This is a genomic window from Streptomyces sp. NPDC058051, from assembly GCF_042885475.1.
In the GTDB taxonomy this organism is placed as follows: Bacteria; Actinomycetota; Actinomycetes; order Streptomycetales; family Streptomycetaceae; genus Streptomyces.
This window is the reverse complement of the sequence record NZ_JBHVRW010000039.1, coordinates 1-25,761: the sequence shown is the minus strand read 5'-3', so window position 1 is coordinate 25,761 and position 25,761 is coordinate 1. Positions and strand designations below refer to the sequence as shown.

Below are 25,761 nucleotides of genomic sequence, written 5' to 3'. Positions count from 1 at the left end.
CCGCGTCCCGGTCACCGGCACACGGACCGGCCGCGAACTTCGCAGCGAGAGGCATCCCATGACCCTTCTGAACGGGACCGACCTGAGTTTCGGCTACCTGCAGCTGACCGGCTCGGCCTGGCAGGAGCCGGTACGCCACACCCTGGAGGAGCGCTTCGCCGCGCTGGCCGAGCACGGCTGTACCTCGATGGGGATGAGCGTCGAGGAGCTGGAGAAGTACCTGGCCGAGCACTCCGCGGACAAGCTGCGCGGTCTGATGACCGAGTACGGAGTGCGCCTGCACGAGCTGGAGGTCCTCTTCGGCTGGAACGCCGGAGGGGAGGAGGGCGAAGCCGCCCGTGCCGGTGAGACCCACCTCTTCGAACTCGCCGAGGCGGCGGGCATCCCGTCCGTCAAGTCCTGCGCGGTCTACCCGCCCGGCGTCGAGATGCCGCCGACCGAAGTCCTCACCGAGCGCTTCGCAGCCCTGTGCGACCGTGCCGCGGAGCGCGGGCTGACCATCTCCCTCGAAGCGATGGCCGTCATGCCCGGCTTCACGTACCAGGTCGCCTCCGACGTCGTCGTCGGCGCCGACCGCCCCAACGCCGGCCTGATGATCGACATGTGGCACCTGTTCCGCGACCCGACCGGCCTCGGCGCGATCGAGCAGCTCACCGGTGCGCAGATCGCGGCCGTGGAGTTCAGCGACGGCCCCAGCACCCCGTCCGCCGACGTGATGAACGAGGTGCTGAACGCCCGGCTGCTGCCCGGCGACGGCGACTTCGGCATCACCGGACTGCTGCGCACGCTCGACGCCAAGGGCGTCGACCTCACCCCGTCGGTGGAGGTCCTCTCGACCGAACTGCGCGCCCTGCCGCTGAGCGAGAACGTCGGCCGCACCCTCGCCGCCGTTCGCCAGTCCCTTGAGAAGGCCCGCGGCTGACCGGTCCCGTTCCGGCCGGCACCCCATCCCCGAGCGCAGACACATCGAGAGAAGGAACCATGTCGGATCTCGTCGACACATGCCCCCATGCCCAGCCCCGCCCGTTCCCGCTGGAGCGCACCGGCTGCCCGCTGGACCCCGCCCCCGAGTACGCCGTCCTGCGGGAGACGGAGCCGGTCTCCCGGGTCAAGCTGAAGTTCAACGGCCGTGAGGCCTGGCTGCTCACCCGCTACGAGGACGTCCGGCAGATGCTGGTCGACCCCCGCTTCAGCTCCAACATGGCCGACCCCGGTTACCCGCTCCAGTTCGCGTTCCCCATGGAACTCCTCGGCAAGGTCAAGCCCGCCCTGCTGCACATGGACCCGCCGGATCACACCGCGCACCGCATGATGCTGATGCCGGAGCTCAGTGTGAAGCGCGTCGAGGCCATGCGACCGCGTACCCAGGAGATCGTCGACGAATGCATCGACGCGATGCTGGCGCAGGGCGGCCCCGTGGACCTGGTGTCCATGCTCTCGATGCCCGTGCCGTCGATCGGGATGTGCGAACTCGTCGGCGTTCCCAAGGAGTCGGCCGGCCTGTTCCACCGCTGGGTCACCCTCCTCGTCACCCAGGGCAGCGCCGAGGAGCACGCCTCGGCCAACGCCGAGGTCGAGATGCTGCTCTACCAGCTCATCGCCGAGCGCCAGAAGAACCCCGGCGACGACCTGATCAGCAGCCTGCTCCAGCGCAACGCCACAGAGAACGAACTGGAACCCGCCGACATCAGCGCCCTGGTCCGGGCCATGATCGCCGCCGGTCACGAAAGCACCGTCAACGGCATCTCCGTCGGCGTCCTGGTACTTCTCCAGCACCCGGAGCAGGCCGACTGGCTGCGCGCCCACCCCGAACTCTCGGGCCAGGCCGTGGACGAACTCTCCCGCTACTCCAGCATCTCCGACCACGGCACCGTCCGGGTCGCCCTGGAGGACGTCGAGATCGGCGGCCAGCTCATCCGGGCCGGCGAGGGGGTCATCTGCTCGCTCTCCGCGTCCAACCACGACCCGGCGGTCTTCAAGGACCCCAACACCCTGGACCTGACGCGCCGCGAGGCACGCCACAACGTCGCCTTCGGCTTCGGACGGCACCAGTGCGCCGGGCAGATGCTCGTCCGCATGCAGCTGGAGGTCGTCTTCACGACCCTGCTGCGCCGCATCCCCGGACTGCGCCTCGACGCGGCCCTGGACGAACTTCCCTTCAAGGCCAACGCACTCATCGACGGCCTCCACGAGCTGCCGGTTACCTGGTAAAGGAGATTTCCATGCGTGTGATCGTCGACCGAGAGCGCTGTGTCGCCGCAGGTTCCTGTGTGATCACCTCTCCCGCCGTGTTCGACCAGAACGACGAGGACGGCAAGGTGGTGCTCCTCATCGAGACCCCGGACGAGAAGCTCCGCGAGGAAGTCCTGGAGTCCGTCAACGTGTGTCCGGTCGCGGCGCTGAGCGTCGCCGACTGAGAGCCTGTCGGCACGCGACTCGGCCCCTCACGGGTTCCGTGCGGGCCGTCCCGCACTTCCGGGCGGGACGGCCCGCACCCCCGCTGTGCCGGGCGCCCCGTCCTTCCCCGAAGAGCCCGGACCCGTCGGCCACGACGGCCGTCCCGCTCCCGCCCTCACCCGAAAGCGACGTTGGAACCGTGGAGAATCCGAACACCAGCTACGCGCGGACGCCGCACGGGAACGGCGGGACGGTCCATTCCCTGCTCGACGACGCGACCGCCGACGCCCCCGAACGCCCCTGCCTGACCGACTCGTTCGGCCAGGTCACCTACGACCGGATGACCGCCCTCAGCCACGGCTTCGCGACCTGGCTGACCCGGCAGGGCGCCGGCCGCGGCGACCGGCTGCTCGTCCAGCTGCCCAGCCGCCGCGAACTGGTCGCCATGGTCTACGGAGCCTCACGCGCCGGTGTGATCCTGGTCCCGCTCAACCCCGCGATGAAGAAGTACCACCTCCGGTCCGTCATCGAGGACGCGCAGCCCTCCCTGATGATCGGCGACGGCCCCGGCACCGCCGTCCTGGACGGCCTCGCCGAGGTCCCCGTGCACGACCTCGCCGCGATCTGGCCCGAGATCGAGGCAGCGGCACGGGAGGACGCACCCGCGCCCGTCGACGTACAGCCCGACGAGACGGCCTTCCTCGTCTACACCTCGGGCAGCACCGCGGCGCCCAAGGCCGTGATCTGCCCGCACGCACAGGTCACCTTCGCCTCCCGCGCGATTCAGGAGGTCCTGCGCTACGGCCCGGACGACGTCGTCTTCTGCCGCTTCCCGATCTCCTGGGACTACGGCCTGTACAAGGTGCTGCTCACCGCACTCGGCCGGTCCGAACTGGTCCTGGACGGCGGCGAGTCCGACCTCGTCCTGCTGCGCAGGATGCGCGAGACCGGGGCCACCGTCGTGCCGATCGTCCCCTCGCTTGCCGCGATGATCGGCACCATGGCCCGGCGTGACCGCGAGGCACCGCCCCCGGTCCGGATGTTCACCAACACCGGTGCCGCGCTGCCCGCCCACGCCGTCGCCGCCCTGCGGGACGCGTTCCCCGGGGTGCGGGTCGTCCGGCAGTTCGGCCAGACCGAGTGCAAGCGCATCACCATCATGCCGCCCGACGAGGAACACGACAGGCCCCTCTCCGTCGGCCTGCCGCTGCCCGGTACGTCCGTGCTCATCCTCGACCCCGACGGAGAGCCCGTCCCGGTCGGCGAGACCGGCGAGATCGTCGCCGTGGGCCCGCACGTCATGCCCGGCTACTGGCGCCGGCCCGAGCTGACGGCCCGCACCTTCCGCCGCGACCCGGACACCGGCGCACCGAGACTGCACACGGGGGACTACGGCCGGCTGGACGAGGACGGCTACGTGTACTTCGAGGGCCGCCGCGACGACATGTTCAAACGCAAGGGCATCCGGATGAGCACGGTCGAGATCGAGGCCGCCGCGATGGACATCCCCGGGGTGCGCACCGCCACCGCGCTGCCCCCCACCGACAGCCGCGACCTGGTCCTCTTCGCCGAGACCGAACTGGCCCCGCACACCGTGCTGAAGGAGCTGGCCGAACGCCTGGAGACCGCAAAGGTCCCCGCGCACTGCCGGGTCCTGGCCGAGCTGCCGCTGAGCCTGCACGGGAAGAACGCCCGCCAGGCGCTGATCGAGATGATCGACGGGGAAGGACGATGAGCCGCTACCAGGCACTGGCCGAACGGTTCGGCACACCGCTGTACGTGTACGACCTCGACGAGCTCGAAGCGGCCCGGCGGGAACTCTTCGACGCGCTCCCCGAGGAGTTCACCCTCTTCTACGCCCTCAAGGCCAACCCGCACCCCGGCCTGGTCCGGGCGCTCCGGGAGGGCGAGGGACGCCACTGCCGGCCCGAGATCAGCTCGACCGGCGAACTGGCCGCCGCCCTCGCCGCCGGGTTCCGGGGAGAGGACTGCCTCTACACCGGCCCCGGCAAGACACCGGACGAACTGCACGAGGCGATCGGCCTCGGGGTACGGCTCTTCTCCACCGACTCCGTCTCCGACGTACGCCACGTGGCCGAGGCCGCCCGGGCGCACGGGGTGACGGCGGACTGCCTGCTGCGCGTCAACAGCGTGTCGGCGAGCGCCACCAGCAGCATCCGGATGACCGGCACCCCCTCGCAGTTCGGCTTCGACAGCGAGACCCTGGCCGAGATGCTGCCCGCCCTGCGGGAGACCGACGGGATCACCATCGCCGGCCTGCACTTCTTCCCGCTGAGCAACGCCAAGGACGAAGCGAGTCTGATCGGCGAGTTCCAGCACACCATCGCGCTCGCCGCCCGCCTCCGGCACGAACTGGACCTCCCGCTGCGCTTCCTGGACATCGGCGGCGGGTTCACCGTCCCCTACGCCGTCCCCGGCGCCCGGGGCGTCTACCCCAAGCTGCGCGGCGAGCTGGAGGCCGCGCTCGACACCCACTTCCCCCGGTGGCGCACCGAAGGGCCCGAGATCGCGTGCGAATCGGGCCGCTACCTGGTCGGCGCGAGCGGCACACTGGTCGCCCGTGTCAGCAACGTCAAGGTGAGCCGCGGCCGGAAATTCGTCATCCTCGACGCAGGGATCAACACCTTCGGCGGCATGTCGGGCCTCGGCCGGCTGCTTCCCGTCGCCGTGGGCGTCGAGCCGGGGGAGACGGTCGAATCCGCCAGCCTGGTCGGCCCGTTGTGCACACCGGGCGACATCCTCGGGCGCGAGATCGACCTTCCGGCACTCGCCCCCGGAGACCTGGTGACGATCCCCAACGCCGGGGCGTACGGCCCCACGGCCAGTCTCCTGATGTTCCTCGGGCGGCCGGCGCCCACCGAGGTCGTCGTCCGGGGTGAGGAGGTGCTGTCCGTCTCCAGGATCGAGCACCACCGCGCCTACCGGGCCCTGGACAACACCCCGGCGAGCACCGCGGGAGCCACCCGGTGACCAGTGACCGCACCCCCGACCGCGGGAGTTCCGCGGCGCCCGCGACGACGCAGCGGCGGGGCACCGTCGTCGTGACGACCGTGGCCTCCGACTCCCACACCTGGAACCTCGTCTACCTCCAGCTGCTCATCGAGGAACTGGGCTACGAGGTGGTCAACCTCGGCGCCTGCGTTCCGGACCGGGTCCTGGTGGACGCCTGCCGCGACCTGGCCCCCGACCTCGTGGTGATCAGCACCGTCAACGGGCACGGACACCAGGACGGCCTGCGCGTCATCGGTGCCCTTCGCTCCTGCGGTGAACTCGCCGCCACGCCCGTGGTCATCGGGGGCAAGCTCGGCGTCTCCGGGAAGCAGAGCACCGGGTCGGTCGACGCGCTGATCGCCGCCGGATTCGACGCGGTCTTCGACGACGCCGCGACCGGCAAGCTGGAGTTCAGCCGGTTCGTCACCGCGCTTCCCGCGGCCTCGCCCCGCCCCGTGGCCCGTACCGAGGCCGTGGCGTGAGACCGGGTGCGCGCCCGCCGGTGCGGACGGCCGAGGGGGCGCGCCCGGTCGACTTCGGAGCCTTCGTCCGCGCGAGAAGCGCCTCCGGAGCGCTCGTGGTCCAGCCCCGCATGGGGTTCAGCGACCCTGCCGCCATGCGCGCGGGGCTCGCCGCGACCCGGGACGCCGACGCCGTGACGGTGGGCACCGTCACCCTCGACAGCTACACCAGGGTCGGTGAACTGGCCTCCGTCGACAGCGCACTGCGGTCCGGGACCGACCTCAACGGCTACCCCATCGTCAGCTACGCCCCGGCCGTCACCGAGCAGGTCCTCGCCGGCATACGGTCCGAGGAGTTCCCCGTCCAGGTCCGGCACGGATCGGCGGTGCCGGACGACATCTTCGCCGCACTGCGCACCTCGCTGATCAACGCCACCGAGGGCGGACCCGTCTCGTACTGCCTCCCGTACAGCCGTACCCCGCTGGGCGACTCCGTGCGGAACTGGGCGCGCTGCACCGAGGACTTCGCGCAACTGCGGGAATCGGGTGTCGAACCACACCTGGAGACGTTCGGCGGCTGCATGCTCGGACAATTGTGTCCGCCGAGCCAACTGGTGGCGCTCAGTGTCCTCGAAGCGCTTTTCTTCTGCCGGCACGGAATACGCAGCGTCTCCCTCAGTTACGCCCAGCAGACCCATGCCGGGCAGGACCTCGAAGCGGTCGCCGCATTGCGTCGGCTGAGCCGCGAATTACTGCCCACGCGGAACTGGCACGTCGTCATCTACGCGTACATGGGGATGTATCCGACCACGGCCGAGGGCGCCTACCGGCTGCTGGACGAGGCGACCCGCCTCGCCGTGCGCTCCGGCTCGGAACGGCTCATCGTGAAGACGGTCGCCGAGTCGCGCCGCATCCCGACGATCAAGGAGAACGTGGCGGCGCTGGAGTCGGCGGGCCGGGTCGCCCGGGAGGAGACGGCCGGGCCCACCGCCGCAGGTTCCGAGCCGGACTCGGAGACGTATGCCGAGGCCAGAGCGCTGATCGAGGGTGTTCTCGACCTGGCTCCGGACATCGGGCGGGCCCTGGAACTCGCCTTCAAGCAGGGTGCTCTGGACATCCCGTACTGCCTCCACCCGGACAATCACGGGCGCGCCCGGAGCTATATCGACGGCGACGGGCGGCTGCGGTGGGCCGGTACCGGGCGGCTCCCGCTCGGCGGTCTCGTCGGGCGCGCCAGTGCCCGGAAGGCCACCTCGGCCGGCCTGCTCGCCGATCTCTCGTACGTACAGCGGACATTCGACCTGGCGGCGCTGGAATCCGACGCGCCGGAGCACTGGACGGATTCGGGGATTTTCCCCGAACATACCGGGGCCCCTTCCCGTCATGAATTACCGCGAAAAGCTTAGGGGGCCCCTAGGGGATGTGCCCGGCCCCTCGCCTTCATAGCGTGACCCGCAGTGGTGCGGTTCCTTGGTGATTTCCGTCCGGTGACGGGCGACAATTGTGTGGAGTGCAGATGACCGAGTCCGGAAACTTCGTCTCCGGCACCGACGGTGTGCCGGCCGGGAACACGCTGCGGCAGGCGGCACTCGTGCGTGAGCTGGAGTCCCTCCCCACCGCCGAACAGACGCGGGTGCTGCTCGACCTGGTGCGCGAGAACGCCCTCGCCGTGCTGCGGCAGGCCCGTCCCGACGCGCCGACGGCCGTGGCGGCGGACCGCGCCTTCCGCGAAGTGGGGCTCGACTCCGTCGCCCTCGTCGCGCTGCACGCCCGTCTCATCGAGGCGACGGGCCTGACCCTGCCCCCTACCGTCGTCTTCGACCACCCCTCACCCGCCGCCCTGGCGTCCCATCTGCGTACGGAGGCACTCGGTCTGCTCGACCGGCCCGAGCCCCCCGTCACACCGGCCACCGCCACCGACGACCCGATCGCCATTGTCGGCATCGGCTGCCGCTACCCGGGCGACGTCGCCTCGCCGGAAGACCTGTGGCGGCTGGTCGCCGAAGGCACCCACATCCGGGACGAGTTCCCCACCGACCGCGGCTGGGACCTCGACCGGCTCTTCGACGACGACCCCACCACCCCGGGCACCACCTACGCCCGCCACGGCGGATTCCTGACCGACGCCGCCGGGTTCGACGCCGATTTCTTCGGCATCAGCCCCCGCGAAGCCCTCGCGATGGACCCGCAGCAGCGGCTCGTACTGGAGGCCGTCTGGGAAGCCGTCGAGCGCGCCGGTATCGACGCGGCGACCCTGCACGGCAGCCGCACCGGTGTGTTCGTCGCCGCCGAGCCGCAGGAGTACGCCATGCGGCTCCACGAGGCACCGGACGGCCTGGACGGCTACCTCCTCAGCGGCAATGCCCCCAGCGTCGTCTCCGGACGGGTCTCCTACACCCTCGGCCTCGAAGGTCCGGCGCTGACCGTCGACACCGCCTGCTCCGGATCGCTGGTCGGTCTGCATCTGGCCGTCCAGGCGCTGCGCCGCGGTGAGTGCGGCCTCGCCCTCGCGGGCGGCGTCGCGGTCATGGGCAGTCCCGGCACGTTCACCGCGTTCAGCAGGCAGCGCGGCCTCGCACCCGACGGGACCGTCAAGGCCTTCGCCGCCGCCGCGGACGGCACCGCCTTCGCCGAGGGCGTCGGCGTCTTCGTCCTGGAGCGGCTGTCGGACGCCCGGGCCAACGGCCACCCCGTAGTTGCCGTCATCCGCGGCTCGGCCATCAACCAGGACGGCGCGTCCAACGGCCTCACCGCACCCAGCGGACGGGCCCAGCGACACGTCATCCGGCAGGCACTCGCCGACGCCGGGCTCACCCCCGGGGACGTCGACGCCGTCGAGGCACACGGCACCGGCACCACCCTCGGCGACCCGATCGAGGCCCAGGCGCTCCTGGCCACCTACGGTCAGGAGCGGGCCGACGGACCGGTCTGGCTCGGATCGGTGAAGTCCAACATCGGGCACACCCAGGCAGCGGCCGGATCGGCCGGACTGATCAAGATGATCATGGCGATGCGCAACGGCCTGCTCCCGGCGACCCTGCACGTCGACGCCCCCTCACCCCACGTCGACTGGACGGCCGGTGACGTCCGCCTGCTGACCGAGCCCGTGCCCTGGGCCCCGTCCGCCCGCCCGCGCCGGGCCGGCGTCTCCTCCTTCGGTGTCAGCGGCACCAACGCCCACCTCATCGTCGAGGAACCACCCGCCGCCGAGACCCGGTCCGCGGCCGGTGAGGGCGACGGCGGCGGGGCCGGAACCGGCCGGCCGCTGCCCGTGATGATCTCCGCCAGGAGCGAGGAGGCCCTGCGCGACCAGGCGCGGCGCCTGCTCGGCCGCGTCGGGGCAGACCCCGCCCTGCGCCCGCTGGACCTCGCCCACTCCCTCGCGACGACCCGCGCCGCCCTGCCCCACCGCGCCGTGGTGCTCGCCGACGACCGCGACGGCCTGCTCGCCGGAGTGCGCGCGATCGCGGACGGCCAGGACGCCCCGGGCGTGATCACGTCCGTCACCGGCGGCGCCACCGCCTTCCTCTTCACCGGACAGGGCAGCCAGCGGCTCGCCATGGGCCGCCGGCTGTACGACACCTATCCCGTCTACGCCAAGGCCCTCGACAACGCCATCGGCTATCTCGACCTCCAGCTCGACCAGTCGCTGTGGGACGTCCTGTTCGCCGACGAGGGCTCCCCCCAGGCCGCGCTGCTGGACCGCACCATGTACGCGCAGGCGGCCCTCTTCGCCGTCGAGGTCGCCCTGTTCAGGCTCCTGGAGTCCTGGGGGACGGTTCCCGACTACGTGGCCGGGCACTCGATCGGCGAGCTGACCGCCGCCCACGTGGCCGGTGTCCTCTCGCTCGACGACGCGGCCACCCTCGTCGCCGCCCGCGGGCGCCTGATGCAGGCACTGCCCGAGGGCGGCGCGATGATCGCGGTCCGGGCGTCCGAGGAGACCGTGGAACCGCTCCTCGCGCACTGCCGCGACAGCGTCGGCATCGCCGCGGTCAACGGCCCGGACTCCGTCGTGCTGTCCGGGGACGAGGAAGCGGTGACCGCGCTGGCCGCGCGCCTGGAGGCCGCCGGGCACCGGACCAAGCGGCTCAGGGTCAGCCACGCCTTCCACTCACCGCTGATGGCCCCCGTACTCGACGACTTCCGCCAGGTCGCGCAGATCCTCACCTACGCGCCGCCGAAGCTGCCCGTGGTCTCGGCCCTCACCGGCCGCATCGCCACCGCCGAGGAACTCGGCGACCCGGAACACTGGGTCCGGCACGTCCGCGAAGCCGTCCGCTTCCACGACGTCGTCCGCCTCCTGAACGACCGGGGCGTCACCACCTTCCTCGAACTGGGCCCCGACCCGGTGCTCTGCGCGATGGGCCGCGAGAGCGCCGACCCGGCGGCCGTGTTCACCTCCGTGCTGCGCGACGGCCGCGACGAACCCCGGCAGTTGCTCGCCGCGCTGGCCACCGCCCACACCCGCGGCGCCCGCGCCGACTGGCACGCGTTCTTCGCGGGCACCGGCGCGCACCAGGTCGAACTGCCCACCTACGCCTTCCAGCACAGCAGGTACTGGCTGAACGCCCCGCACGCCGCCCAGGACGCGACCGCGCTCGGCCAGGTCGCCGCCGGCCATCCGCTGCTGGGCGCGGTCGTCGGCCTCGCCGACACCGGCGGCGCCGTCCTCACCGGACGGATCTCGCTCCGCTCGCACCCCTGGCTCGCCGACCACGTCATCGCCGGCCACGCCCTGCTGCCCGGCACCGCCCTCGTCGACCTGGCGGTCGCGGCGGGCGCCCGGACCGGCGCCGAACGCCTCGACGAACTCGTGATGGCGGCCCCGCTGCTCCTGCCCACCACCGGCGGTGTCGCCCTCCAGATCGTCGTCGACCCGGCCGACACGGCCGGACACCGCACCCTCGCCTTCTACTCCCGCGACGAGGACGCCGCCGACGACGCACCGTGGACCCGGCACGCGACAGGCCGCCTCGTGCCGCACGAGGAACCCGGTCCCGGCACGGCGGACTTCGCCGCAGGCACCTGGCCGCCGCCCGGCGCCGAACCCGTCGACGTCACCCACCTCTACGACGACCTGGCCGCCCAGGGCTATGGATACGGCCCCGCCTTCCACGGCCTGCGCGCGGTGTGGCGCGGCGCGCCCGGCGAAGTCTTCGCCGAGGTCCGGCTCCCCGAACCGGCCGGTGACCGGTCGGCCGCCTTCGGCCTGCACCCCGCACTCCTGGACGCGGTCCTGCACGCGACCGACTTCGCCACCGGCACCCGGCAGACGGACGACCGCGTCCTCCTCCCGTTCGCCTGGACCGGCGTCACACTCCACACCACCGGTGCCACCGCGTTGCGGGTACGCGTCACCGCGACCGGCACCGACGAGGTCGCCCTCGAACTCGCCGACCCCACCGGCGCGCCCGTCGCCTCCGTCGACTCCTTCCTCGTCCGCCCGGTGGCCGCCGACGGGCTGGCGGCCACCGCGCACCACGACGCCCTCTTCCACGTCCGGTGGACCCCGCTGACCGTCCTCGCGGGCAGCACGGGCAGCACGGGCAGCACGGGCAGCACGGGCAGCACGGGCACCACGGGCAGCACGGGCACCACGGGCACTACGGGCACCACGGGCAGCACCGGCACCACGGGCACCACCGACACCGCCGGAACCACAGTGCACACCGTGCCTGCCCAGACCGGGAACGACCCGGTCTCCGGCGTCCGCGCCGCACTCGCCGACACCCTCACGGCCGTGCGGACCCGGCTCGACGACGAACGGCCCGCACACGGCCGGCTGGCCGTCGTGACCCAGGACGCCGTCACCGTCACGCCGGGGGAGCGGCCCGACCTGGCCCAGGCACCCGTCTGGGGACTCGTGCGCTCCGCCCAGGCCGAGCATCCGGGCCGCTTCGTCCTCGTCGACACCGACGGCTCCCTCACCCCGGACGAGCTGCTGCGCCTCGTCGTCGATGCGACCGAGCCCGAACTCGCCGTACGCGCGGGCCAGGTGTACGTGCCCCGTCTGACCAAGGCCCCCCACGACCCGCAGCCCGCCGCCACCCCCTGGCGGAGCGACGGCACCGTCCTGATCACCGGCGGCACCGGCGGCGTCGGCGCCACCCTGGCCCGCCACCTGGCCGGCGAACACGGCGTACGCGGCCTCGTACTGACGAGCCGTCATGGACTGTCGGCCCCCGGCGCCGAAGAACTCCGGGCGGAACTCACCGCCCTGGGCGCCGAGGTCACGATCGCCGCGTGCGACATCGCCGACCGCGAGGCGACGGCCGCCCTGCTCGCCGCCGTCCCGGACCGGCTGCCGCTGACCGCGGTGATCCACGCGGCAGGCGTCCTGGACGACGGCCTCGTCGACGCGCTCGACACCGCACGGCTCGACACCGTTCTGCGGCCCAAGGCCGACGGAGCCTGGAACCTGCACGAACTCACCCGGGACCACGACCTCTCGGCCTTCGTCCTGTTCTCCTCGACGGCGACCCTGCTGGACGGTGCCGGACAGGGCAACTACGCCGCCGCCAACGTCTTCCTCGACGCCCTCGCCGCGCACCGCGCCGCCCTCGGCCTGCCGGCCACCTCGCTCGCCTGGGGGCTGTGGACCGGCACCGGCGGCATGGGCGGCTCCCTCGACGAGGCCGCGCTCCGGCGCATCGAACGACTCGGCCTGCAACCCCTGTCCGCCGCGGAGAACCTCGCCCTGCTCGACCGCGCCGTCACCACCGACGCCGGGCCGGCCGTCGTCCCCGTACGCCTGAACCTGCGCGCCCTGAACGCGCGCGCCGCCGACGTCCCGGCCGTCCTGCGCGGCCTGGTCCGTCCGCCGCGCCGCCCCGCGGGCGCCGGCGGGGTCAGCGTCGAGCAGTCGCTCGCCCGCCGGCTCACCGGCCTGACCCGCGCCGAACGGGGTGACGTCCTCCTCGACCTGGTCCGCACCCAGGTCGCCGCCGTCCTCGGCCACGAGGGCCCCGAACGCGTCAGCCCGACCCGGGCCTTCAACGAGATGGGCTTCGACTCCCTCGCCGCCGTCGAACTCCGCAACCGGCTCGGCTCCGCCACCGGACTGCCGCTGACCGCCACCCTCGTCTTCGACTACCCGTCCCCCGGCTCGCTGGCCGACCACCTCGCCGGACGCCTCGGCGGCGACACCGACCGCACCGGCCACCCGCACACCCCCGCGGTCACCGTCACGGCCGACGACGAACCCATCGCCATCGTCGCCATGGCCTGCCGCTACCCCGGGGGCGTGACCTCGCCCGAGGAGCTGTGGCAACTGGTCGACGAGGGACGCGACGTCGTCTCCGCCTTCCCCACCGACCGCGGCTGGGCCGCAGACGTCCACGACCCCGACCCCACCGCACCCGGCAAGAGCCTCACCGACCAGGGCGGATTCCTTTACGACGCCGCGGACTTCGACGCCGAGTTCTTCGGCATCAGCCCCCGCGAGGCCCAGGCCATGGACCCCCAGCAGCGACTGCTGCTGGAGATCGCCTGGGAGACCGTCGAGCGCGCGGGCATCGACCCGCACACGCTGCGCGGCAGCGACACCGGTGTCTTCGCCGGCGTGATGTACCACGACTGGGGCCTGCGCCTGGGCCCCCTGCCCGAGCACGTGGCCGGTTACCACGGCAACGGCAGCCTCGCCAGCGTGGTGTCCGGACGCGTCGCCTACACGCTGGGCACCGAGGGCCCGGCCGTCACCGTCGACACCGCCTGCTCGTCCTCCCTGGTCGCGATGCACTGGGCCGCCCAGGCCCTGCGCAGGGGGGACTGCGGGCTCGCCCTCGCCGGCGGGGTCACGGTCATGTCCACCCCCGACACCTTCGTCGACATGAGCCGGCAGCGCGGTCTCGCCACCGACGGCCGCTGCAAGTCCTTCGGCAGCGGCGCCGACGGCACCGGCTGGGGCGAGGGCGTCGGCATGCTCCTGCTGGAGCGGCTGTCCGACGCCGAACGCAACGGCCACCGGGTACTCGGCCTGCTCCGCGGCTCCGCGGTCAACTCCGACGGCGCGTCCAACGGCCTGACCGCCCCCAACGGCCCCGCCCAGCAGCGCGTCATCCGCCGCGCTCTCGGCGACGCCGGCCTCACGCCCGCCGACATCGACGCGGTCGAGGGGCACGGCACGGGCACCACCCTCGGCGACCCGATCGAGGCACAGGCCCTGCTCGACACCTACGGCCAGGAACGTCCCGGGGACGACAGCCCGCTCCTGCTCGGCTCCATCAAGTCGAACATGGGCCACACCCAGGCAGCCGCCGGAGTCGCGGGCGTCATCAAGATGGTGCAGGCGATGCGGCACGGCGTCCTGCCCGCGACGCTCCACGCCGGGGAACCCTCCCCCCAGGTGGACTGGGCGTCGGGTGCCGTGGAACTCCTGACCGGGGCCACTCCGTGGCCCGCGCACGGCCGCCCGCGCCGGGCCGGGGTGTCGTCGTTCGGCATCAGCGGGACCAACGCGCACGTCATCATCGAGGAGCCGCCCGCCCGCCCGGCCGACAGCACACCCCCGGCCCCGCCCGCCGCCCCGGCCGGCCCGGTGGCGTGGCCGCTGTCGGCGAAGACCCCGGAAGCTCTGGACGCGCAGGCCACGCGCCTGCTCACGCACCTCGACACCGTCTCCGACGACGCCCTCGCCGCCACCGGGCACGCGCTCGCGACCACGCGCGCCGCGTTCGACCACCGGGCCGTCGTCCTGGGCGCCGACCGTACCGAACTGGCGGCCGGCCTCCTGGCGGTCGCCTCCGGCGCCGGGCCCGTGCGGGACACGGTCAGTGAGGGCAAGGCCGCCTTCCTGTTCACCGGCCAGGGCGCTCAGCGCCTCGGCATGGGACAGGAGCTGTACCGGTCCTTCCCGGTGTTCGCGGAGTCGTTCGACGCGGTGCTGGCCGAGCTGGACGCACAGCTGGGGAGTTCGCTGCGCGACGTGATGTGGGGCGACGACGCCGATGTCCTGAACGGGACGATGTACGCGCAGGCGGGTCTGTTCGCCGTGGAGACCGCGCTGTTCCGGCTGCTGGAGTCGTGGGCGATACGCCCCGCCCTCCTCATCGGGCACTCGGTCGGCGAGATCGCCGCCGCACACGTGGCGGGGGCACTGTCCCTGCCGGACGCCGCCCGGCTCGTCGTCGCGCGGGGACGGCTCATGGCGGCGCTGCCCACCGGCGGCGCGATGGTCGCCGTCGAGGCGACCGAGGAGGAGGTGCTGCCGCTGCTGACCGACGCGGTGGGCATCGCCGCCGTCAACGGGCCGCGCGCCGTCGTCGTCTCCGGCACGGAGGCGGCGGTCCGGGAGCTCGCCGCGACCTTCACCGGTCAGGGCCGCAGGACCACCGCACTGCGGGTGTCCCACGCCTTCCACTCGCCGCTCATGGAGCCGATGCTCGCCGAGTTCCGCGCCGTCGTGGCCGGACTGGAACCCGGCCGCCCGTCGCTTCCGGTCGTGTCCGGCGTCACGGGCGACCTGGCGGAGGACTGGGGAAGCGCCGACTACTGGGTCCGGCACGTGCGGGACACGGTCCGGTTCGCCGACGCCGTACGGTTCGCCGAGAGCCGTGGTGTCACCACGTACGTCGAGATCGGACCGGACGCCGTGCTCAGCGGCATGGGCCAGGACTGCGTCGAGGACACGGACGCCGTGGCGTTCGCCGCCACGCTGCGCCGGGAACGGCCCGAGGCGCGGGAACTGCTCACCGCCGCCGGCCGGCTCCACGCCCGCGGCGTCCCCGTCGACTGGGACGCCCTCCTCGGCCTCAGCGGTCCCGGACAGGGCCCCGACCTGCCCACCTACGCCTTCCAGCACCAGCGGTACTGGCTCGACCAGGTCGCCGGAGCCGGCGACCTGGACGCGGCCGGTCTCGAACCCGTCACCCACCCCCTGCTCAGTGCCGCCGTCACGACCCCGGACACCGGCGGCGTCGTCCTGACCGGACGGCTTGCCACCGGTACCCAGCCGTGGCTCGCCGACCACGGAGTGCTGGGCAGCGTCCTCCTCCCGGGCACCGGCTTCGTCGAGCTGGCGATCCGGGCCGGCGACCACGTCGGCTGCGGCCGTGTCGAGGAACTGCTCCTCGAAGCGCCCCTGACCCTCCCGGCCCGCGGTGGTGTCTCCCTGCGCGTCGTCGTCGGCGCGCCCGACGGGTCCGACGCCCGCCCGGTCAGCATCCACTCCCGCACCGGCACCGACCCGGACAGCCCCTGGACGCGCCACGCCCACGGCACCCTGACCCGCGAAGCCCCGGCGCCCGCCTTCGAACTGACGCAGTGGCCCCCGGCCGGTGCCGACCCGGTGGACGTCACGTCCGCGTACGAGCGGCTGGCCGCACGCGGCTACGCCTACGGGCCCGCCTTCCAGGGGCTGCGCGCGGCATGGCGGCGCGGGGACGACGTCTTCGCCGAGGTGTCACTCGACGGACCGGCCCGCGACGAGGCCGCGGCCTTCGGCCTGCACCCCGCGCTGCTCGACGCCGCCATGCATGCCGACCTGCTGACCGACCCGGCCGACGACGCGGCGACGCTGCTCCCGTTCTCCTGGAACGGCGTCACCCTGCACGCCGCCGGTACCCCCTCGCTCCGGGTCCACATCCAGCGCATCCGCGGCGACGAGGTGTCCGCCATCATGGTCGCCGACGACAGCGGCGCCCCGGTGGCCACCGTCGAGTCCCTGGTCTCCCGGGAGGTCTCGCCGGAGCAGATCGCAGCGGCCTCCGGAGCCCTGTCCGCCTCGCTCCACCGCATCGCGTGGCAGCGGACCGCACCCACCGCCGGGCAGCCGGCAACCGCCGACTCCGCCGCGTACACGGTCCTCCCCTGCCCGGCCACACCCGCCGGCCCGGACGTCCCGGCAGCCGTGAGCGCGCTGACCCGCCACGTCCTCGCCGAGGTCCAGGCGTGGCTCGCCGACCCCGCGTCGGCCACCCGCCGCCTGGTCGTGGTCACCCGGCGCGCGATGGCCGTGCACCCCGGCGAGGACCCCGACCCGGTCCAGGCCACCGCGTGGGGCCTGGTACGGGCCGCGCAGGCCGAGAACCCGGGCCGCTTCCACCTCGTCGACCTCGGCCCCGAGGACGACGGCGACGCACCCGGGACAGCCACGGCGCTCGTCGCCGCCGTCTCCAGCGACGAGCCCGAAACCGCCGTCCGGCAAGGGGAGTCGTGGGTACCCCGGCTGAGCCGGGCCACCCCGCCCGCCACGGTGCGCCCGACCCCGTGGGACGCGGACGGCACCGTGCTCGTCACCGGAGGCACCAGCGGTCTCGGCGCACTCGTCGCCCGCCACCTGGTCACCGAGCACGGTGTCCGGCATCTGCTGCTCGTCGGCCGACGCGGCACGGACACACCGGGCGCCGATCTCCTCGTCGCCGGACTCACCGGCCTCGGGGCCGACGTCACCGTCGCCGCGTGCGATGTCGCCGACCGCGACCGGCTCGCCGAACTCCTCGACGGCATCGCACCCGAGCACCCGCTGCGCGGCGTCGTGCACGCCGCCGCGGTCGCCGACGGCGGACTCGTCGGCACCCTGACCCCCGAGGGATTCGACACCGTCCTGCGCCCCAAGGCCCACGGGGCCTGGACCCTGCACGAACTGACCCGGGACACCGACCTCACCGCCTTCGTGATGTTCTCCTCCGCGGGCGGCCTCGTCCTCGCCGCCGGCCAGGCGGACTACGCCGCGGCGAACGTCTTCCTGGACGCGCTGGCCGCCCACCGCGCGGCCGCCGGACTGCCCGCGACCTCCCTCGCGTTCGGCATGTGGGACGTCAGCACCGGCCTCGGCGGCGATCTCACCTCGGCCGATCTGGAACGGATGAAGCGGCTCGGCCTGCCCGCCCTGCCCGCCGACCGGGGGCTCGCCCTCTTCGACGCCGCCGTCGCCACCGGCGAGAGCGTCGTCGTCCCCCTCACCGTCGACGCGAAGGCACTCGCCGCCCGCACCGACGAACTGCCCGCGCTGCTCCGTGGCCGGGTCCGCACGCCCGTGCGCCGCACCGTGCAGCCGGGGGCGTCCGGTTCCGCGCTGGAACGACGCCTCGCAGGCGCGACACCCGAGGAGCGCGCCCGGGTCCTGCTCGACGCGGTGCGCACCCAGGTCGCCGCGGTCCTCGGCCAGCCGTCGCCCGAGGCGGTCGGCCCCGACACCGCCTTCCGTGAGCAGGGCTTCGACTCCCTCGCCGCCGTGGAACTGCGCAACCTGCTGGCCGGCACGACCGGGCTGCGGCTGCCCGCCACCCTCGTCTTCGACTACCCCAACTCCCGTGCCGTGGCCGGGTACCTCGACACCCTGTTCACCGGCGCGGCACCCTCCTCACCGACCACCACCGCCCCCTTTGCCCCCCTCGACGACGAACCCATCGCCGTCGTCGCCATCAGCTGCCGCTTCCCCGGCGGAGTCCGCTCGCCCGAGGACCTGTGGAACCTGGTCGCCGACGGCGTCGACGCCATCGGCGACTTCCCCGCCGACCGGGGCTGGGACGCGGACGCCCTCTACGACCCCGAGCCCGGCCTGCCCGGCCGCACCTACGTCCGCGAAGGCGGATTCCTCTACGACGCAGCCGAGTTCGACCCCGAGTTCTTCGGCATCATGCCCCGCGAGGCCCTGGCCATGGACCCGCAGCAGCGGCTGCTGCTCCAGTCCGCGTGGGAGGCGTTCGAGCGTGCCGGGATCGACCCGGAGACCCTGCGCGGCACCCAGACCGGTGTCTACGCCGGGGTGATGTACCACGAGTACGGCAGTCGCGTCACCGACGTCCCCGACGACCTGGCCGGCTATCTCGGAAACGGCAGCGCGGGCAGTATCGCCTCCGGCCGCGTCGCCTACGCGCTCGGCCTCGAAGGCCCGGCCGTCACCGTCGACACCGCCTGCTCCTCCTCCCTCGTCAGCCTCCACATGGCCTGCCAGGCCCTGCGCACCGGCGAGATCGACCTCGCACTGGCAGGCGGGGTCACGGTCATGCCGACCCCCGAGATCTTCGTCGACTTCAGCAGGCAGCGGGGCCTCGCCGCCGACGGCCGCTCCAAGGCGTTCGCGGGTGCGGCCGACGGCACCAGCTGGGCCGAGGGCGTCGGACTGCTGCTGGTCGAGCGTCTCTCCGACGCCCGGCGCAACGGCCACCCGGTCCTCGCCCTGGTGCGGGGCAGCGCCATCAACCAGGACGGCGCGTCCAACGGTCTGACCGCCCCCAACGGCCCCTCCCAGCAACGCGTCATCCGCAAGGCACTGGCCGCCGCCGGACTCGCACCGGCCGATGTCGACGCGGTGGAGGGCCACGGCACCGGAACCCGGCTCGGCGACCCGATCGAGGCGCAGGCCCTGCTCGCCACCTACGGCCAGGACCGGCCCGCCGACCAGCCGCTGTGGCTCGGCTCGGTCAAGTCGAACATCGGGCACGCCCAGGCTGCGGCCGGTGTCAGCGGCGTCATCAAGATGGTGATGGCCCTGCGCAACGGCCTGCTGCCCAGGACCCTGCACGTGGACGAGCCGAGCCCCCAGGTGGACTGGGAGACCGGCGGCGTACGTCTGCTGACGGAGCCGGTCACCTGGGCACCTCAGGACCGGCCGCGCCGGGCGGGCGTCTCCTCCTTCGGTCTCAGCGGCACCAACGCCCACGTCATCATCGAGGAAGCGCCCCGGGCCACCGGACCGGCCACCGGGACCGGAACCCCGGACGAGACCGGCGCGGCCGGCCACCCGGAGCACCTGCCCGTCGTGCCCCTGCTGCTGTCGGCCCGGAGCGCCACGGCGCTCACCGCACAGGCCGACCGGCTCCTGACCCACCTGGAGACCGAGCCGGAGCAGTCCCTCATCGACATCGGTTTCTCCCTCGCCACGACCCGCGCCGCCCTGGACCACCGGGCCGTCCTTCTTCCGGCCGACCGCGACGCAGCCGTCCACACCCTCACCGAACTGGCCGCGGGCCGTGCGAGCACCGATGCCGTCACCGGCTCCGGGATCCTTCCGGAGGGCCTGACGGCGTTCCTGTTCACGGGGCAGGGTGCGCAGCGGTTGGGTATGGGGCGTGGGTTGTATGAGGCTTTTCCGGTGTTCGCGGAGGCTTTTGATGCGGTGTTGGTGGAGTTGGATGCGCGGTTGGGTTGTTCGTTGCGTGAGGTGGTGTGGGGTGAGGATGCGGGTGTGTTGAACGGGACGATGTTCGCTCAGGCGGGGTTGTTCGCGGTGGAGACGGCGTTGTTCCGGTTGGTGGAGTCGTGGGGGGTGCGGGCTGATGTGGTGGCGGGTCATTCGATCGGGGAGATCGTGGCCGCGCATGTGGTGGGGGTGTTGTCGTTGGGGGATGCGGCGGAGTTGGTGGTGGCGCGTGGTCGGTTGATGCAGGCGTTGCCGGTGGGTGGGGTGATGGTGGCGGTGGCGGCGTCGGAGGTGGAGGTCGCGGCGTTGCTGGGCGAGGGCGAGGGCGAGGGCGAGGGCGAGGGCGAGGGTGCGGGTGTGGGTGTGGGTGTGCGTGTGGGGATCGCGGCGGTGAACGGTCCGTCGTCGGTGGTGGTGTCGGGTGCGGAGGAGGGGGTGTTCCGGGTCGCGGATCACTTCGCCGGGCTGGGGCGCAGGACGAAGCGGCTGGCCGTGTCGCACGCGTTCCACTCCCCGCTGATGGACCCCATGCTCGCCGAATTCCGCGCGGTTGCGGAGCGCCTCTCGTACAGCGTTCCGACCCGACGTGTGGTCTCCCACGTGACCGGCACCGCAGCGACCGCCGAACAGCTCACCTCACCCGAGTACTGGGTGACCCATGTCCGTGAGGCCGTCCGCTTCGCCGACGGTGTCCGCCACCTGGCCGCCGAGGGCGTCAACCGGTTCCTGGAACTGGGCCCCGACGCCGTCCTCACCGCGCTCGCCGAGTCGTCCTCCTTCCTGCCCGCGGAAGCGCTCGCCGTACCGGCCCTGCGCAAGGGCCACCCGGAGGCCGCCTCCCTGCTCGCCGCCGTCGCCCGGCTGCACGTCGCCGGCTCGGCGCCCCGCTGGGGCGACATCCTCGACGGCCGCGGCGGACGGCGCGTCCACCTGCCGACGTACGCCTTCGACCGCACCACGTACTGGCTCGACGCACCCCTCGCCGACACCGGTGACGTGACGAGCCTCGGCCAGACCGCCGCCGCACACCCGCTCCTGAGCGCTGTCGTCGCCTCCCCGGAGGCGGGCGGCGTGGTACTCACCGGACGCCTCTCGGTCCGCACCCACCCCTGGCTCGCCGACCACGACGTCCTCGGCACCGTCCTCCTGCCCGGCACCGGGTATGTGGAGCTGGCGATCAGGGCCGGTGAGGAGGTCGGCTGCGACGTGGTCGAGGAACTCACCATCGAGGCCCTGATGCCGCTCCCGCCGCACGGCGGACTCGCCGTCCAGGTCGTCGTCGACGCACCGGACGCAGGCGGCCGCTGCTCGCTCAACGTGTACTCCCGGGACGCCGACGCCCCCGCCGACGCCCCCTGGAGCAAGCACGCCAGCGGCGTACTCGCCACCGGTGACAAGGAGTCCGCGAGCACCGCTCCGTTCGGACTCGACACCACTGTCTGGCCGCCCGAAGGAGCCACGCCGGTCGACATCGACGGGGTCTACGACTACCTCACCGGCCAGGGCTACGGATACGGGCCCATGTTCCGCGGCCTGCGCGGCATCTGGTCCCGCGGCAAGGAGACGTTCGCCGAGGTCTCCCTGCCCGAGGACTCCCTCGCCGTCGGCGCCGACTTCCGGCTCCACCCGTCCATCCTCGACGCGGCCCTGAGCGCCACCGACTTCATGGACGGGCGACGCCCGCAGGACGTCGGAGGAACCCAACTGCCCTTCGCCTGGTCCGGAGTGACCCTGCACGCAGCGGGCTCCTCCCGACTGCGCGTCCGCATCACCGCCGTCGAGACCCACCGCTCCCAGGGCTCCGACGCGGTGCGGCTCGAACTCGCCGACCCGCAGGGCACACCGGTCGCCACCGTCGAATCCCTCGTGGTGCGCCCCGTCACCGCGGCGAAGGTCAACGCCGCCGCTGCCGCCGGGGGCGGCGAACGCGAAGCCATGTTCCACCTGGTCTCCCAGCAACTGCCGCTCGGCGCCGCGGCCACCGCGTCCACGGACCACTGGGCTGTCCTCGGCAGCGACCCCCACGGCACCCTCACCGCCGGAGCCGGCACCTCGTTCACCACCTACCCGGACCTCGCCGCGCTCGGCGCGGCCGTCGCGGACGGCGCCCCGGTTCCCGACGTGGTCCTGCTGCCCGTCCCGACCGCCGAGGGGGCCGGGCTGCGGGCTGCGGGGGGTGCCGGTCTCCCGGCTGCCGCCGGCGCCGACCTCCCGACAGCCGAGGACACCGGCCTTCCGTTCGCCGACGGTGCCGACCTCCCGGCCGCCGTCCGTGCCGTGACGGGATACGTCCTGGACACGGTGCAGACCTGGCTCGCCGACGCACGGTACGCGTCCGCCCGCCTCCTCGTGGTGACCCGCAACGCCGTCACCGTCACGGACGCCGACGCCGACGCCGAAGCTGTGGACCTCGCCCAGGCACCGGTGTGGGGGCTGCTGCGCGCGGCCCAGGAGGAGTACCCGGGCAGGTTCGTCCTCGTCGACTCCGACGGATCGACGACGGCCCGCGACTCCCTGCCCGCCGTGGTCGCCTCCGGTGAACCCGAAGCCGTACTCCGCGGCGCCGAAGTACGCGTACTCCGTCTCGCCCGTATGGCCGCCGCGGCACCCACACAGCCCCTGCCCTGGGATCCGACCGGGACCGTGCTGATCACCGGCGGCACCAGCGGGCTCGGTGCCGTCGTCGCCCGCCACCTCGTCGAACAGCACGGCGTACGCCACCTCCTGCTGGTCGGCCGAAGAGGTCAGGACGCCCCCGGCGCCACCGCGCTCCGGGACGAACTGCACGCGCTCGGCGCCCACATCACCCTCGCCGCCTGCGACGTGGCCGACCGGGCAGCCGTGGAGGAACTGCTCGGCAAGGTGCCCGCCGGACACCCCCTGACGGCCGTCGTCCACGCGGCAGCCACCATGGACAACGCCCTGGTGGGCTCCCTCACCCCCGCGCAGTTCGACACCGTGCTGCGCTCCAAGGCGGACGCGGCGTGGCACCTGCACCGAGCCACCCGTGACCTGGACCTGAAGGCGTTCATCCTCTTCTCCTCCTGCGCCGGCCTCGTGGTCGGGGTCGGACAGGGCAACTACGCGGCGGCCAACCGGTTCCTCGACGCGCTCGCCGCCCACCGCCGCGCAGCCGGACTGCCCGCCACGTCCCTGGCGTTCGGACTGTGGGAGACCCGGACCGGCCTCGGTGGCGGCGTCACCCACGCCGACCTGCGACGGATGCGTACCCTGGGCATGCCGGCCCTGCCCACCGCCGACGGACTCGCCCTCTTCGACGAGGCACTCACCCTCGACGAAACGGTCCTCGTTCCGATCCGGGTGGAGCCGACCGAGCACACCACGGCCGAACCACCGCTGCTCCTCAAGGACATTCTCGGCGCCCCGGCCCGGCCGGCTCCGCGCAAGGAGGTGCGCGCACCCGCCGTCACCGCGAAAGCCGCCCCCGCCACCGAACTGCCCCTGGAACAAAGGCTGTCCGGAATGAAGGCGGCGGAACGCAAGCGCACCGTCCTCGATGTCGTCCGCGCCGAGGTCGCCGGAGTCAGCCACGGCGTCGCGGCCACGATCGATGTGTCCAAGGGCTTCACCGAGCTGGGCCTCGACTCGCTCGCCGCGATCGACCTCCGCAACCGCCTGCAGAAGGCCACCGGACTGCGGCTGCCGGCCACGCTCATGTTCGACTACCCCAGCCCGCAGGTACTGGCGGACTTCCTCCTCGACGAACTGCCGCCCGGCATCGACGAGACCACCCCGGACACGACCGGCGCCGCACCGAGCAGCCCCGGGACACCGCAGGAGCCGGACGACACGGAGATCCGGCAGACACTGGCAGCCATTCCCGTCGCCGCGCTCCGCGAGGCCGGGCTGTTGGACGCGCTGCTGAAGCTCGCCGGCCCCACCGGGACGGCACACCCCACCGACTCCGGGACACCGGCGGCTCAGGGCGAGGCGGCCCGGACCGGCGAAGCGATCAGGACCATGGATGTCGACGACCTGGTGCGCGCCGCACTCGCGTCCGCCGACCCGAACCGGAACCGTAGCGAGGGCTGAGGACATCATGGAAGCATCAGTTGAGCAGTTGGTCGCCGCACTTCGCGCGTCCATGCTGGAGAACGAACGGCTCCGCTCCCGCAACGACCAGCTCACCAGCGACGCCACCGAGCCGATCGCGGTGGTGGGGATGGCGTGCCGTTATCCGGGTGGGGTGGGTTCTCCGGATGATCTGTGGGATCTGTTGGTGGAGGGCCGGGACGGTGTGTCGGCTTTTCCGGTGGATCGTGGGTGGGATGTGGAGGGTCTGTACGATCCGGAGCCGGGGAAGCCGAATCGTACGGTGACGCGTGAGGGTGGTTTTCTGTACGGGGCGGCGGATTTTGATGCCGGGGTGTTCGGTATCTCTCCGCGTGAGGCGTTGGGGATGGATCCGCAGCAGCGGTTGTTGCTGGAGACGTCGTGGGAGGCTGTGGAGAGTGCGGGGATCGATCCGCTGTCGCTGAAGGGCAGCCGCACCGGCGTCTTCGCCGGCGTCATGTACCACGACTACGGCCCCGGAACCAGCGACGGCAGCCTGGTGACCGGCCGGGTCGCCTTCACCCTGGGCCTGGAAGGGCCCGCCATCACCGTGGACACGGCGTGCTCGTCGTCGCTGGTCGCCCTGCACCTCGCCGGCGAGGCGCTGCGCCGCGGCGACTGCTCGATGGCGCTGGTCGGCGGTGTGACGGTGATGACCACGCCGGACATGTTCCTGTACTTCAGCCACCAGCGCGGTATGGCGAAGGACGGGCGGTGCAAGTCCTTCGCGGCCGACGCGGACGGCACCGGCTGCTCGGAAGGCGTCGGCGTCCTCATGGTGGAACGTCTCGCGGATGCCCGGAGGAACGGGCACCCGGTCCTGGCCGTGATCCGGGGCAGCGCCATCAACCAGGACGGCGCGTCGAGCGGCCTGACCACTCCGAACGGTCCGTCGCAGCAGCGGGTGATCCGGGCGGCGTTGGAGAACGCCGGTCTGTCGACCGCTGACGTGGACGCGGTGGAGGCGCATGGGACGGGGACGCGGTTGGGTGATCCGATCGAGGCGCAGGCGTTGCTGGCGACGTACGGTCAGGGGCGGCCGGAGGGTGATCCTTTGTGGTTGGGGTCGTTGAAGTCGAATCTGGCTCATACGCAGGCGGCTGCGGGTGTGGGCGGGGTGATCAAGGCGATTCAGTCGATCCGTCACGGTGTGCTGCCGAAGTCCCTTCATGCGGAGGCGCGTTCGCCTCATGTGGACTGGTCTGTGGGTGCGGTGGAGTTGTTGACTGAGGCGCGGGTGTGGCCGGTGCGGGAGCGTCCGCGTCGGGTGGGTGTGTCGTCGTTCGGGCTGAGTGGGACGAATGCGCATGTGATTGTGGAGCAGGCTCCGGTGGTGGAGGAGCCGGAGGCTTCGATCGAGGCGGGGCTGCCGGTGGTGCCGGTGGTGGTGCCGGTGGTGGTGTCGGGTCGTGGTGAGGGGGCGTTGCGGGGGCAGGCTGCGCGGTTGTTGGAGCGTGTGGCGGCGGGTTCGGGGTTGTCGTTGGTGGATGTGGGGTTTTCGTCGGTGGTGTCGCGTGCGGTGCTGGAACATCGTGCGGTGGTTGTGGCGGAGGATCGTGAGGAGTTGGTGCGGGGGCTGGAGGGGCTGGTTGCGGGTGAGGAGCCTTCGTGTGTGGTGAGTGGTGTGGCGGGTCCGGTGGGTGGTACGGCGTTTGTGTTTACGGGTCAGGGTGCGCAGCGGTTGGGTATGGGGCGTGGGTTGTATGAGGCTTTTCCGGTGTTTGCGGAGGC

The 25,761-nt window shown here is 72.8% G+C and carries 9 protein-coding genes; all 9 read left to right on the top strand.

Features of this window, described 5'->3' with window-relative positions; all coding sequences use genetic code 11:
• Window positions 1–58: 58 nt before the first annotated feature.
• Window positions 59–922 (top strand): sugar phosphate isomerase/epimerase family protein, encoded by an 864-nt coding sequence (locus ACFVUT_RS35240; protein ID WP_389659942.1) that lies wholly within the window; start codon window positions 59–61, stop codon window positions 920–922.
• A 59-nt stretch (window positions 923–981) separates the two neighbouring features.
• Window positions 982–2,211: a cytochrome P450 gene (locus ACFVUT_RS35235; RefSeq protein WP_389659944.1), complete on the top strand. Its 1,230-nt coding sequence runs from the start codon at window positions 982–984 to the stop codon at window positions 2,209–2,211.
• An 11-nt stretch (window positions 2,212–2,222) separates the two neighbouring features.
• On the top strand, window positions 2,223–2,417 hold the full coding sequence (locus ACFVUT_RS35230) for a ferredoxin (RefSeq protein ID WP_266354939.1): 195 nt from the start codon (window positions 2,223–2,225) through the stop codon (window positions 2,415–2,417).
• Between the two features lie 179 nt (window positions 2,418–2,596).
• Window positions 2,597–4,132, top strand: coding sequence for an AMP-binding protein (locus ACFVUT_RS35225; protein WP_389659947.1), 1,536 nt, complete (start codon window positions 2,597–2,599; stop codon window positions 4,130–4,132).
• Complete coding sequence (locus tag ACFVUT_RS35220) at window positions 4,129–5,388, top strand: type III PLP-dependent enzyme (protein WP_389659950.1); 1,260 nt, start codon at window positions 4,129–4,131, stop codon at window positions 5,386–5,388. Before ACFVUT_RS35225 ends, ACFVUT_RS35220 begins: the two co-directional genes overlap by 4 nt.
• Complete coding sequence (locus tag ACFVUT_RS35215; RefSeq protein WP_389659953.1) at window positions 5,385–5,891, top strand: cobalamin B12-binding domain-containing protein; 507 nt, start codon at window positions 5,385–5,387, stop codon at window positions 5,889–5,891. The genes ACFVUT_RS35220 and ACFVUT_RS35215 overlap by 4 nt, the downstream gene beginning before the upstream one ends.
• Window positions 5,888–7,276 (top strand): methylaspartate mutase, encoded by a 1,389-nt coding sequence (locus ACFVUT_RS35210; protein WP_389659956.1) that lies wholly within the window; start codon window positions 5,888–5,890, stop codon window positions 7,274–7,276. The genes ACFVUT_RS35215 and ACFVUT_RS35210 overlap by 4 nt, the downstream gene beginning before the upstream one ends.
• 110 nt (window positions 7,277–7,386) lie before the next feature.
• Window positions 7,387–24,009, top strand: coding sequence for a type I polyketide synthase (locus ACFVUT_RS35205; protein WP_389659959.1), 16,623 nt, complete (start codon window positions 7,387–7,389; stop codon window positions 24,007–24,009).
• 7 nt (window positions 24,010–24,016) lie between these two features.
• Window positions 24,017–25,761 (top strand): type I polyketide synthase (locus ACFVUT_RS35200; RefSeq protein WP_389671115.1); only part of this gene is annotated, 1,745 nt, incomplete at its 3' end.

Excerpts from the sequence above, each read along its gene's own strand:
- ACFVUT_RS35240 (WP_389659942.1), top strand. The coding sequence starts at position 59 with ATGACCCTTCTGAACGGGACCGACCTGAGTTTCGGCTACCTGCAGCTG.
- ACFVUT_RS35235 (WP_389659944.1), top strand. The coding sequence starts at position 982 with ATGTCGGATCTCGTCGACACATGCCCCCATGCCCAGCCCCGCCCGTTC.
- ACFVUT_RS35230 (WP_266354939.1), top strand. The coding sequence starts at position 2,223 with ATGCGTGTGATCGTCGACCGAGAGCGCTGTGTCGCCGCAGGTTCCTGT.
- ACFVUT_RS35220 (WP_389659950.1), top strand. The coding sequence starts at position 4,129 with ATGAGCCGCTACCAGGCACTGGCCGAACGGTTCGGCACACCGCTGTAC.
- ACFVUT_RS35205 (WP_389659959.1), top strand. The coding sequence starts at position 7,387 with ATGACCGAGTCCGGAAACTTCGTCTCCGGCACCGACGGTGTGCCGGCC.